The organism is Kitasatospora arboriphila, assembly GCF_039528095.1.
GTDB lineage: Bacteria > Actinomycetota > Actinomycetes > Streptomycetales > Streptomycetaceae > Kitasatospora > Kitasatospora arboriphila.
Map to the genome: position 1 here is coordinate 16,223 of NZ_BAAALD010000033.1, position 11,259 is coordinate 27,481.

Sequence of the window (11,259 nt, forward strand, 5' to 3'; positions counted from 1 at the left end):
AGCGCCGCCCTCCCCGGCGAGGCCGCGGCCGCCCGCGACCTCGTCCGCCCGCCCGTCGCACGGGCGCGTGCCCGGGGCCACGACGCCGACCTCCCGCACCTGCTGCAGCGGCTGGCCTTCGCCGAGCTGTACGCCGGACTGCCCGAACGGGCCGGGCTTCACGCCCGCCGGGGCCTCGACCTGGCCGAACGGGTGGGTGGCCGCAACTCCGCCGCCCACCACCAGGCGGTGCTCGCCCTCGCCGCCGCCGTCCGCGGGGACGCGGAGTCCTGCACCCGGCACGCCGCCGAGGCGGACCGGACGGCCGACGCCAACGGGCTGGCCACCGTCCGGGCGGTCACCGCCTGGGCACGCGCCCGCCGCGACGCCGCCGCGGACCGGCCCGACCGGGCGCCCGCCCGGCTGCTCGCCCTGGTCGCACCCGGTCCCGCCCGGGGACACTTCGCGCTGCGGCTGTCGGCCGTCCCGTGCCTGGTCGAGGTGTGCGTCCGGGTCGGCCGCTGCGAGGAGGCCCGTCCCGCCGTCCGGGAGTTCGGGGCGTGGGCCGCCGCCGGGGCCGGCCCGCACGCGCGGGCGCTGGCGCTGCGCTGTGCGGCGCTGCTGGCCGAGGCGGACGGCAGCGGCACGGACGCCGTCCTGCGCCTCTACCGGGAGTCACTGGCCCGGCATGCCGCGGCCGACTCCGTCCTGGAGCACGCCCGCACCTCGCTGCTGCTCGGCAAGGCTCTGCGGCGGCAGCGCCGCCCCGGGCGGGCCCGGCACCACCTGCAGGAGGCGCTGGACGGCTTCGAGCGGTGCGGGGCCCGGCCGTGGGCGGAGGAGGCCCGGGGTGAACTGCGGGCCGCCGGCGCCGCACCGGACGGTCCGGCCGACAACGGCTCCACCCGCTACCGCGACCTGACCGCCCTCACCGCCCAGCAGACGCACATCGCGCGGCGGGCCGCCGAGGGCGCCACCAACAACGAGATCGCCCGGCAGCTGTCGCTGAGCCCCCGCACGGTGGAACACCATCTGCGGAACGTCTTCGCCGTCCTCGGCATCCGCTCCCGGACGCAGCTCGGTCCCGTCCTCGCCGGCCGCCACGGCTGACGGCCCGCGGCCGTGTCCGGGGACGGCGACGGCCCGCTTCCCGGGTGCGGGGAGCGGGCCGTGCGGGGGTGCGGGGTGCCGGGTCCGGGGTCGCCGGTCCGGGCCGCTGAAGACTGCGTACGGCAGGCGGGTGTTACTTGGTCAGGCCGGCCTTGACCGAGCACACCGGCCAGGCGCCCGGGCCCTGCGCGGCGAGGACCTTCTCCGCGACGGCGATCTGCTGCGCCTTGCTGGCCTGGTGCGCGTTGGCCGCATAGGCGTGGCCACCGAACGCGGCCCAGGTACCGGAGGTGAACTGCAGACCGCCGTAGAAGCCGTTGCCCGAGTTGATCGCCCAGTTGCCCGAGGACTCGCACTGGGCGACCTTGTCCCAGGTCGAGGCCGGGGCGGCCGAGGCCGAGGTCGCCGTCACGAGGCCGGCCACCGGCAGGACGGCCAGCGCGCCGCCCATGACGGCCATCCGCACGCGCTTGCTGCGCTTGGTCGCGGTGGCGGTGGCAGCGGTGGTCTCGTTACGGAAAAGCATGCGGTTCCCTTCAAGCGTCCCGGGACGACACCCGGGCACGGGTCAGCAGACCCGATCGGCCTGCGGTTCATGGGGTGAGCCGGCACCGAACCCGCCGGGCCCTGGGGCCTTGGCGGTGTGCCGCGCTGGATTCGAAGTTACGGACGGCCCGCACCCAACACAAGGTTCGACCACGAACCCGCAGCTCAGGCCCCGGTTACCACCGGTATCCACCGAAAGCCGACCCCCATTTCCCGGGCCCGACCACCGCCACCCACCCCCCGATGTGACCCGCACCACCGCAAACCGTCCGTGAACCGGACCACATCGTCGGCAGCGCGTGAGGGGCCGCGGACACCGCGCGCACACCGGACCCCCGTCCCGGCACCCCGCGGATGGCGTGGGTCACACCGTGCACGGACGGTGCCGCCGCGGCCTCGCTCGGCAACCGTTCGCACAGGTCAGGGGGATGATCGGAGCCACTGCTCCCGGGTCAGGGCGTACTCCACGTCCCCGTGCTCGGCGCCCTCGAGGTACTCCGGCCACTCCTCGAAGAAGGTCCGGACGTGGCGCAGCCCCGCCTTCTCCAGCACCCGGCGGGAGGCGGTGTTGACGGTCATCGTGGTGGCCACCACCCGGTCGGCGCCGAGTTCGGCGAAGGCCAGCCGGACGAGCTCCCGCGCGCCCTCGGTGGCGAGTCCGCGCCCCCACACGGCGGGCCGCAGCCGGTAGCCGAGCTCCGTGCCGCCGTCCAGGCCCGGGCTGCTCGCCGGGGCCAGGGCGAACCAGCCCAGGAACTCCCCCGAGCCGCGCGCCACCGCGGCGAAGCACCCCTCCCCCGGCGGGAGCTCCGCATAGCCGCGGAGCAGCGCCGGGAGCGTCTCGCGCTCGACCACCGGACGCGGCACCGGCCGCCCGTCGTCGATCCGCCGCATCACCTCGGGGTCGCCGTGCAGGACGGCGAGGTCGTCGAGGTCGTCCGCGGTGAAGCGGCGGAGCAGCATACGGGCGGTGGCGGCACGGATCAGCACGGCGCGATTCGACCACCGGCGCGGGCCGCCGGGCAACCGGATTCGGGACCGCCCGGCACCCCCTCGGCCCGGTACCCGCTCAGCCCGGCACCCGCTCAGCCCGGGCCGGTGGCGGCCGGCCGGCCGGGCGCCGCGGCGGCGACCGGGAGCAGCAGAGCGGTGATGTTGTCCTGTCCGCCGGCGGCCAGGGCGTGGTCGACCAGTGCCCGCGCTCCGGCGAGCAGCGGCCGGCCGGCGGATGCGGTCCCGTGCCGGGCGCCGCGGTCGGCGACCGTCCGGAGGGCTCCCGGGTCCGGCAGGTGGCGCCAGAGTCCGTCGGTGCAGAGCAGCAGGCGGCCTGGCACGGCCGGCCGGTAGCTGCGGATCCGCGGCGCGGGCTCGCCGGCGTCCGCGCCCAGCCAGGCCGCGAGGACGTCGAGTTCGCCGGTGTCGTCCTCGGTGAGCGCCGTCCCAGGGCCCTCGTCGGGGAGCCAGTAGACACGGCTGTCGCCGACCCAGGCGCTCCAGATGCCCTCCCGTCCGGCGATGCCGGCGGCGTAGGTGCAGGCGGGTGCGGCGCCCGGGGAGACGGCGAGGGCGGTCACCGCCCGGCCGGCCCGGAGAGCGGACTCGGCGAGGGCGGTCTCCGGCAGGACGCCTTCGGCCAGCCGTGCGGCCAGGGCCGCTGCGCCGACGTCCGCGGCGAGTCGGGCGGCACGCTCGCCCCGGGGAGCCATGGAGACGCCGTCGCAGACCACTCCGACCGTCCACGGCCCGGCAGTGGCGAGGGCCATGGCGTCCGCGTTCACCCCGCGGTGCCGGCCGCGGTCGCTCACGCCCGCGGCCCCGCCCGCCGTACCGATCTCCACGTGCGCCCGGAAGCCGGGCCGGTCGGCCCCGCAGTCCCAGCACCGCCCGTCGGGGGCGACGGTGCCCCCGCACTCGGGGCACGCACCGTCGTCGATGTCGTCGATCTCGTTGTCGGTCATTCGGCGGACCATCCTGCCAGACACCTCACCGACGGCCCGTCAGGACGAACTCCTGAGGGACTGGGAAAAGTCGCCGTCGTGGACGCTCACCTACACGTCTCCGGACGGCGGACCGCTGTACAACCAGGGCAACCTGCAGATCGTCCAGGCCAACGTGATGCCCGGTATGGGGATCACGTCATCGAGGACGCTCAGAGCAACCGGAGCGCACCCTTCCCTCCTTTGTCGGCAAGACGGTTCCCGGTGAGAAGCAGCCCTTGCATCGCCTGATCGACCGCCCGAAGCAGGACACCAACCGGACAGCGGCGATCAAGACGTGCGAAGACGTGTGGGGCAACTACGCGGGCTCGGGGCTGGAATGCGACGAGTACCCCTTCTCATCCACCTACGAGGGAGCTGCGGCGGGCGGCGATTCGCCGACCAGGCGGTACTCGTCCCGACTGATCGATGCCGCCGACAACAAAGAGGGCGGCACCAGGATCCTCGCCGTGTACACGGCCAACCGAATTCTGGACGGCGACCCGTTCTATGTGACCATCACTCCGTGACAAAGGGACAGGAGGACCCATGGCTGTGGCGCTTGAGTTCCGCGCCGAGGCGAAGCCGGACCACGGACTGATCTTCGTGCATGACTCGGATGCCTACCTTCCGGACGGTGCCGCGGTGCGTCGGAGCAACCTGACGATCGTGGCCGGCACGGGAACCCAGCTCTACCTCTGCAGCAAGCAGGGCACCTCGCCGGCCGAGATCGTCCTGCGGGTGTGGGACGGGCCGGTGGCCGGCGCCAGCCTCGGGGAATGCGACGCCTTCTGCCCGGCCGTCCTGGACTGCCCCACCGGGACAGTGGTCATTCGGGCGTTCTCCCCCGAGATCGCTGGAGACATCGAACTGCCCCGGCCCGGTGTGTACGCCGCCCTGGTCTCCTGGCGCGGTAGGGAGGCCGCCGCCGAGCAGGAGGCCTCCTTGCTGCGCAGCCTCGCGGAACCGGAGGGCCAAGCCGACTCCGACAACGTCTTCGCCGCCCACGCCGAGGTGCTCGAGTCCTACCGGATCGACCTGTGGTGGCAGTACGAATCGGACACCGAGGTCGACTGACTCCGCCGACCCACGGATCAGCGGGCCGGGCGGGCGTTCTCGTGGGCGAGCAGGTGCTGCTTGGCGGGCAGGCCGCCGGCGTAGCCGGTCAGTGAGCCGTCGGCGCCGATCACGCGGTGGCAGGGCCGGACGATCAGCAGCGGGTTGGCCCCGATCGCGGCGCCGACCGCCCGTACGGCGCCCGGTGACCCGGCGGCCGCGGCGACGGCCGTGTACGTGGTGGTGGTGCCGTACGGGACGGCGTCCAGGGCGGCCCAGACCCGCCGCTGGAAGTCGGTGCCACGCGCGGTGCACTCCACGGCGAAGGCGGTCGACTCCCCCGCGAAGTACGCCCGCAGCTGCTCGGCCACCACGCGGAAGGCCGCGTCGTCCTGCCGCCAGCCGTCCTGGACGACGGCGCCGCGCTTCTGCCCCGGCAGCGAGACCGAGGCGAGCGCGGTGCCGCCCGGCGCGGTCGCGGACTCCTCGCCGACCAGCAGCAGGGGGCCGACCGGGCTGTCGACGGTCGTGTACAGGGTCATGGTGGTGTGTCCTTTCCGCTGGTCCAGACGGTACCGCGCCCCGGGGCGCGGGCCCGCCGGTCTCCACTGTGCCGCCTGCACCCGGCGGTCGGCTGGCGGATTTCGGACACGGCGTTGGCCCCGGGGGCGGCCCCGCCCGGAGCCGCCCCGGCCGCCGGAGATGCACGTCTCGGCGGCCGGGTCTGTACTCCGGCGGGGCGCCCGCCCGCGCGGCGGACGGGGGACGGGGACATCACCGCCCGGGCGGGGCACCCTGCCTGCGAGCCGTCTCACCCCTCCGCCGCCCGGCAAACCCGGTCGGCGGAGAACGGCGACCCCTCAGGCGCCGGCCGCCTCCCGGCCCGCCGCAACGCGCACCGGCGCGGCGAGCCCGAGCACGGTGTCCGCCGACCAGTGGTCGGCGGCGTGTTCGCCGTAGTGGACGGCGAACAGGCGCCCGTCCGGGCCGATCAGGAAGTCGGCGGGCAGACCGAGCCGGCCGCCGAGCGGGCGGGCCGCGGGCGGCCGTTCCTTCCCCCTGAGGGCCAGGGGAACGCTGCGGGCGAGCGCCCGGAGGACGGTGGGCCACACCCTCGGGTCCAGCAGGGCGCGGGCGCCGCGTTCCACGCCGAACGCACGGTACAGCTGCCGGTCCGGGTCGGCGACCAGCGGGAAGGGCAGACTGTCGGCGTACGGCCTCAGCTCGTCGGCGGGCGAGTGGAAGACCACCGCCTCGCGCACGCCGGCGGCGGCGAGTTCGGCCTGCCGTTGGGCGAAGGACCGCAGGTGGAGGTTGCAGATCGGGCAGCCGGCGAAGCGCCGGAACTGGAGGTGCAGCAGCCCCTCCGGCCCGGGCCGGGCCGCGGGTGCGCCGGTGACGTCGGTGAACTGCCGGACGGGTGCGGTGGTGCCGGTCTGGAGGCGGGGCATCGGACTCCTTAGGCGTAAGGCATACGCCTAAAACTGTAGGCGTATGGCGTACGCTGTCAAGCCGTGCCGCGTCCCCGCTCGCTGACCACTCGCCAGATCGCCGTCGCCGCCCTCGCTGTGATCGACCGCGAGGGGCTCGCGGCGCTCTCCATGCGCACGGTCGCGGCCGAACTCGACCGCCGCACCATGGCCCTGTACCGCTACGTCGAGGACCGCGAGGAGCTGGAGTGCCTCGTGGCGGAGCTGGTGCTCTCCCCCGTCCTCGACCGGCTCGACGCCGCCGCTCGGGGCCGCGGCACGCCCCGCGAGCGCATCGTGTCGCTCGCCGAACTCGTGCACGCGGCCGTCGCCGCGCACCCCGGCGCACTGCCGCTGGCCGTCAAGCACCGGGCGGCGTGCATGCCGGCACTGCGCTGGGCGGAGAGCGTCCTCGGGGTGCTGGCCGAGACCGGACTCGACGCGGCCGACCGTCCGCCCGCCCTGCGTGCCGTCGCCGCCCACCTGATCGGGGCGTTGGAGCTGGAGCACGGGCCGGGCGCGGCCGAGGGCGGCCGGTCCGCCGCGGCCGCCCTGCCCCGGGACGCCTTCCCGCTGCTCGTGCAGGCCGCCGAGGAGGGCGGCCGGCCCACCGCCGACCGGTCGTTCCGGGTCGGCCTGGACGCCCTCCTCGCCGGCCTCGGCATCGCCTGAGCCGCCGCCGGGCCTCAGCCCAGCACGGGCAGCAGGACCGGCAGGTGGCCGTCCGAGGCGAGTGCGGCGGCGCGGCGCTCCGCGGGGACCTCGCCGTAGGTGGTGGTGCGCTGCCGGGCCGGGCGGCCGGCGGCCTCGGCGATCGCCTCCAGGTCGCGGACGGACTTGTAGCTGCCCCACGAGGAGCCGGCCATCCGGGAGATGGTCTCCTCCATCAGCGTGCCGCCGAGGTCGTTCGCGCCGGAGCGCAGCATCTCGGCGGCGCCGTCGGCGCCCAGCTTCACCCAGGAGGTCTGGATGTTGGGGATGTGCGGGTGCAGCAGCAGCCGGGCCATCGCGGTGACCGCCCGGTTGTCGCGGGCGGTCGGGCCGGGCCGGGCGACGCCGGCGAGGTAGACCGGCGCGTTGGTGTGGACGAACGGCAGGGTGACGAACTCGGTGAACCCTCCGGTGCGCTGCTGGAGTTCGGCGAGCAGCCGGAGGTGGCCGAGCCAGTGCCGGGGGGTGTCGACGTGCCCGTACATCATGGTGGAGGAGGAGCGGAGGCCGAGCCCGTGGGCGGTGGTGACGACCTCGATCCAGGCGGAGGCGGGCAGTTTGCCCTTGGTGAGCACCCAGCGGACCTCGTCGTCGAGGATCTCGGCGGCCGTGCCGGGGATGCTGTCGAGGCCGGACTCCTTGGCCCGCTGCAGCCAGTCGCGGATCGACAGGCCGGTGCGGGTGGCGCCGTTGACGACCTCCATCGGCGAGAAGGCGTGCACGTGGATGCCGGGCACCCGCTCCTTCACGGCCCGGGCGATGTCGAAGTACGCGGTGCCGGGCAGGTCGGGGTGGATGCCGCCCTGCATGCAGACCTCGGTCGCGCCGACCTCCCAGGCCTGGGCGGCCCGTTCGGCGACCTGCTCCAGCGAGAGGGTGTAGGCGTCGGCGTCGGTGCGGCGCTGCGCGAAGGCGCAGAACCGGCAGCCGGTGTAGCAGACGTTGGTGAAGTTGATGTTCCGGGTGACGCAGTAGGTGACGGTGTCGCCGACGGTGTCGCGGCGCACCGCGTCGGCGATCGAGCAGAGCGCGTCCAGGGCGGGGCCGTCGGCGCCGAACAGGGCGAGGGCCTGGTCGTCCGTCAGCCGGGTCGGGTCGTCCGCGGCGACGGCGAGCGCCTCCCGGACGTCGGCGGGCAGCCTCTCCGGGGCGCCGCCCGCGCCCGCCCCGGCGCCTGCGGCGACCTGCTCGCGCAGCACCTGCCAGTCGCCGTACACCTCGTCGAAGTCGGCGCGGCGGTCGCCGGTGCGGCCCACGGTGTCGATCTCGTGGTGGAGTTCGGTGCGGCCGGAGCCGGTCTGCGGCTCCTCGGGCTCCTGCCAGGGCAGGCCGACGGGCCGGGCGTCCTCGCGGGCGAGGCCGGTGGCCGGGTCGGCGAGCGCGGTGACGTGCGGCAGGATCCGCGGGTCGAGCCAGGGTTCGCCGCGCTGCACGTACTCGGGGTACACGGTGAGCCGCTCGCGGAGGGTGAAGCCGGCGGCGGCGGTGCGGGCGGCGAGGTCGTCGATGTGCGGCCAGGGGCGCTCGGGGTTGACGTGGTCGGGCGTCAGCGGGGAGACGCCGCCCCAGTCGTCGATGCCCGCGCCGATCAGCAGGGCGAACTCGCCGTCCACCAGGTTCGGCGGAGCCTGCAGGCGGACGGACGGGCCGAGCACCAGCCGGGCGGTGGCGACCGCGGCGGCGAGCTCCTCGAGTTCGGCGTCCGGCATGCCGCGCATCGCGGTGTCGGGCTTGGCGCGGAAGTTCTGCACGATGACCTCCTGCACACCCCGGTAGGCACGGGAGACCCGGCGGATCGCGAACAGCGACTCGGCGCGCTCCCGGTAGGACTCGCCGATGCCGATCAGGATGCCGGTGGTGAACGGCACCGAGGAGCGCCCGGCGTCCTCCAGCACCCGCAGCCGGACGCGCGGCTCCTTGTCCGGGGAGCCGTGGTGCGGGCCGGACGGGTCGGACCAGAGCCGTTCGGCGGTGGTCTCCAGCATCATGCCCATGGACGGGGCGACCGGCTTGAGCCGCTGGAAGTCCGTCCAGGAGAGCACGCCGGGGTTGAGGTGGGGCAGCAGCCCGGTCTCCTCCAGGACGCGCACCGACATCGCCCGCACGTAGGCGAGGGTGTCGTCGTAGCCGTGCGCGTCCAGCCACGCGCGGGCCTCGGGCCAGCGGTCCTCGGGCCGGTCGCCGAGGGTGAACAGGGCCTCCTTGCAGCCCGTGGCGGCGCCGCGGCGGGCGATGTCCAGCACCTCGTCGGGCGAGAGGAACATGCCCTCGCCGGCCCGGCGCAGCTTGCCCGGCACGGTGACGAAGGTGCAGTAGTGGCAGCGGTCCCGGCAGAGCCGGGTGAGCGGGATGAAGACCTTCTTCGAGTAGGTGATCACCCCGGGGCGGCCGGCCTCGCCGAGTCCGGCGTCGCGGACGCGGGCGGCGGACGCGCACAGGTCGGTGAGGTCGGCGCCGCGGGCCTGCAGCAGCACCTCGGCCTCGCCCGTGTCCAGCGCGACGCCGTCCCGGGCCCGGCGGAGCGCTCTGCGCATCGCGGACGCGGTCGGGGCGGCGGGCCGTACGGGGGCCGGGGCGGGGGTCTGCTCGGGCTCGGAGGCGTTCATGCGCCGACGATATCGGCCCCGGTCGGCGGCGGGAGCCGCGGTGCGGGTCACACGCCGGGAGGTGCCGGTCACACCTCGGGCAGGGTCTGTTCCGTCCAGATGGTCTTGCCGAACGGCGTGTGCCGGGTGCCCCAGCCCTGGGTGAGCTGGGCGACGAGCAGCAGGCCGCGGCCGCCCTCGTCGAAGGTGCGGGCCCGGCGCAGGTGCGGGGCGGTGCTGCTGGTGTCGGAGACCTCGCAGATCAGGCTGGTGTCGTGGATCAGCCGCAGCTCGATCGGCGGCCGGCCGTAGCGGATCGCGTTGGTGACGAGCTCGCTGACGACCAGTTCGGTGACGAAGGCGTACTCGTCGAGGCCCCAGACGGCGAGCTGTTCGGCGGCGAGCTTGCGGGCGTGCGAGACGACGGCCGGGTCGGGCGGCACGTCCCAGGCGGCGACCTGGGAGGTGTCGAGGGCGCGGGTGCGGGCGAGCAGCAGGGCGATGTCGTCCTCGGGGGCCTCGGGCAGCAGCAGCCGGAGGATCTCGTCGCAGGTCTCCTCCAGGGAGATGCCGCCGGCGGCGAGGGCGCGGGCGAGGCGTTCGATGCCGTGGTCGACGTCGTGGTCGACGGCCTCGACCAGGCCGTCGGTGAACAGCGCGAGCACGCTGCCCTCGGGCAGGTCGAGTTCGGCGGCCTCGAAGGGCAGGCCGCCGAGGCCGAGCGGCGGTCCGGCGGGCAGTTCGGGGAACTCGACGCGGCCGTCGGGGCGCACCACGGCGGGCCCGGGGTGTCCGGCCCGGGCGAGGGTGCAGCGGCGGGAGACGGGGTCGTACACGGCGTACAGGCAGGTGGCGCCGATGTCGGCGGCCTCCCGCCCGTCCTCGTCGGCGGTGCGCGGGTCGGCCTCCCGGTCGAGGCGCAGCACCAGGTCGTCGAGGTGGGTGAGGAGTTCGTCCGGCGGCACGTCGACGTCGGCGAGGGTGCGGACGGCGGTGCGCAGCCGGCCCATGGTGGCGGTGGCCTGGATGCCGTGGCCGACGACGTCGCCGACGACGAGTGCGACGCGGGCGCCGGAGAGCGGGATGACGTCGAACCAGTCGCCGCCGACGCCGGCCTGCGGGCCGGCCGGGAGGTAGCGGGAGGCGATCTCGACGGCGGCCTGGCGGGGGGCGCGGTGCGGCATCATGCTGCGCTGCAGGGCGAGGGCGGTGTTCCGTTCGAAGGTGTAGCGGCGGGCGTTGTCGATGCTGAGGGCGGCACGGGCGGTGAGTTCCTCGGCGAGCAGGACGTCGTCGGCGTCGAAGTCCTCCTCGGTGCGGTGCCGGGCGAACAGCGTGATGCCGAGGGTGGTGCCGCGGGCGAGCAGCGGGGCGACGATCAGCGAGTGGGTGCCGGACTCGGCGATGCGCTGGGCGCGGACGGGGTCGACGGTGAGCCAGCGGCGGACGTCGGGGTCGTCGACGCGGTGCCGGGAGGGGCGGCCGGTGGCGAGGGCGCGGGTCATCGGGGAGTCGGCGGGCAGGTGGTCGGTCTGGCCGGGCGGGACGGCGGACTCGGGGCAGCCGATGAGGACGGACTGTTCGGCGGCGCGGCGGAAGACGGCGGGCCCGCCGGTGGGCCGGGTGGCGGCCTCGGTGCCGAGGAAGACGCTGTCGAGGAGGTCGACGCTGGTGAAGTCGGCGAAGTCCTCGGTGGCGACGTCGGCGAGTTCCTGGGCGGTGCGGGTGACGTCGAGGGTGGTGCCGATCCGCAGGCCGGCGGCGTTGACCACGGCGAGCCGGCGGCGGGCCCGGTACTCGTCGGTGGTGTCGAGTCGGCCGAGGACG

The 11,259-nt window shown here is 75.3% G+C and carries 11 protein-coding genes; 4 read left to right on the top strand and 7 right to left on the bottom strand.

Annotated features, from left to right (window positions below; all coding sequences use genetic code 11):
• A partial coding sequence (locus ABD353_RS18360) for a helix-turn-helix transcriptional regulator (protein WP_344624703.1) occupies positions 1–1,089 on the top strand: 1,089 nt, incomplete at its 5' end.
• 133 nt (positions 1,090–1,222) lie between these two features.
• On the opposite strand, the gene ABD353_RS18365 is transcribed toward ABD353_RS18360, so the two are convergent.
• The 3 genes from ABD353_RS18365 to ABD353_RS18375 all read right to left on the bottom strand — a co-directional run bounded on the left by ABD353_RS18365 (position 1,223) and on the right by ABD353_RS18375 (position 3,593).
• Positions 1,223–1,615, bottom strand: coding sequence for a transglycosylase family protein (locus ABD353_RS18365; RefSeq protein ID WP_344624704.1), 393 nt, complete (start codon positions 1,613–1,615; stop codon positions 1,223–1,225).
• A 440-nt stretch (positions 1,616–2,055) separates the two neighbouring features.
• Positions 2,056–2,625, bottom strand: coding sequence for a GNAT family N-acetyltransferase (locus ABD353_RS18370; RefSeq protein WP_344624705.1), 570 nt, complete (start codon positions 2,623–2,625; stop codon positions 2,056–2,058).
• 95 nt (positions 2,626–2,720) lie between these two features.
• Positions 2,721–3,593 carry a PP2C family protein-serine/threonine phosphatase gene (locus tag ABD353_RS18375; protein ID WP_344624706.1) on the bottom strand — a complete coding sequence of 291 codons (873 nt, stop codon included), beginning with the start codon at positions 3,591–3,593 and terminating at the stop codon, positions 2,721–2,723.
• A gap of 257 nt (positions 3,594–3,850) precedes the next feature.
• On the opposite strand from ABD353_RS18375, the gene ABD353_RS18380 reads away from it, so the two are divergent.
• Together ABD353_RS18380 and ABD353_RS18385 are read left to right on the top strand one after the other, a co-directional pair.
• Positions 3,851–4,141 (top strand): NucA/NucB deoxyribonuclease domain-containing protein, encoded by a 291-nt coding sequence (locus tag ABD353_RS18380; RefSeq protein WP_425555186.1) that lies wholly within the window; start codon positions 3,851–3,853, stop codon positions 4,139–4,141.
• Between the two features lie 19 nt (positions 4,142–4,160).
• Positions 4,161–4,688 carry a hypothetical protein gene (locus tag ABD353_RS18385; RefSeq protein WP_344624707.1) on the top strand — a complete coding sequence of 176 codons (528 nt, stop codon included), beginning with the start codon at positions 4,161–4,163 and terminating at the stop codon, positions 4,686–4,688.
• 17 nt (positions 4,689–4,705) lie between these two features.
• Here the strand turns inward: ABD353_RS18385 and ABD353_RS18390 are convergent, their stop codons facing one another.
• On the bottom strand, positions 4,706–5,209 hold the full coding sequence (locus tag ABD353_RS18390) for a methylated-DNA--[protein]-cysteine S-methyltransferase (protein ID WP_344624708.1): 504 nt from the start codon (positions 5,207–5,209) through the stop codon (positions 4,706–4,708).
• Between the two features lie 318 nt (positions 5,210–5,527).
• A complete protein-coding gene (locus tag ABD353_RS18395) occupies positions 5,528–6,118 on the bottom strand; it encodes a peroxiredoxin-like family protein (RefSeq protein WP_344624709.1) in 591 nt (196 codons plus the stop codon).
• 63 nt (positions 6,119–6,181) lie between these two features.
• Between ABD353_RS18395 and ABD353_RS18400 the strand changes: the two genes are divergently transcribed.
• On the top strand, positions 6,182–6,808 hold the full coding sequence (locus tag ABD353_RS18400) for a TetR/AcrR family transcriptional regulator (RefSeq protein ID WP_344624710.1): 627 nt from the start codon (positions 6,182–6,184) through the stop codon (positions 6,806–6,808).
• 14 nt (positions 6,809–6,822) lie between these two features.
• Here ABD353_RS18400 and ABD353_RS18405 read toward each other — a convergent pair whose 3' ends face one another.
• Positions 6,823–9,453, bottom strand: coding sequence for a bifunctional FO biosynthesis protein CofGH (locus ABD353_RS18405; protein ID WP_344624711.1), 2,631 nt, complete (start codon positions 9,451–9,453; stop codon positions 6,823–6,825).
• A 68-nt stretch (positions 9,454–9,521) separates the two neighbouring features.
• Positions 9,522–11,259, bottom strand: a 1,738-nt coding sequence (locus ABD353_RS18410; protein ID WP_344624712.1) for an ATP-binding SpoIIE family protein phosphatase, incomplete at its 5' end; no start/stop codon positions are given.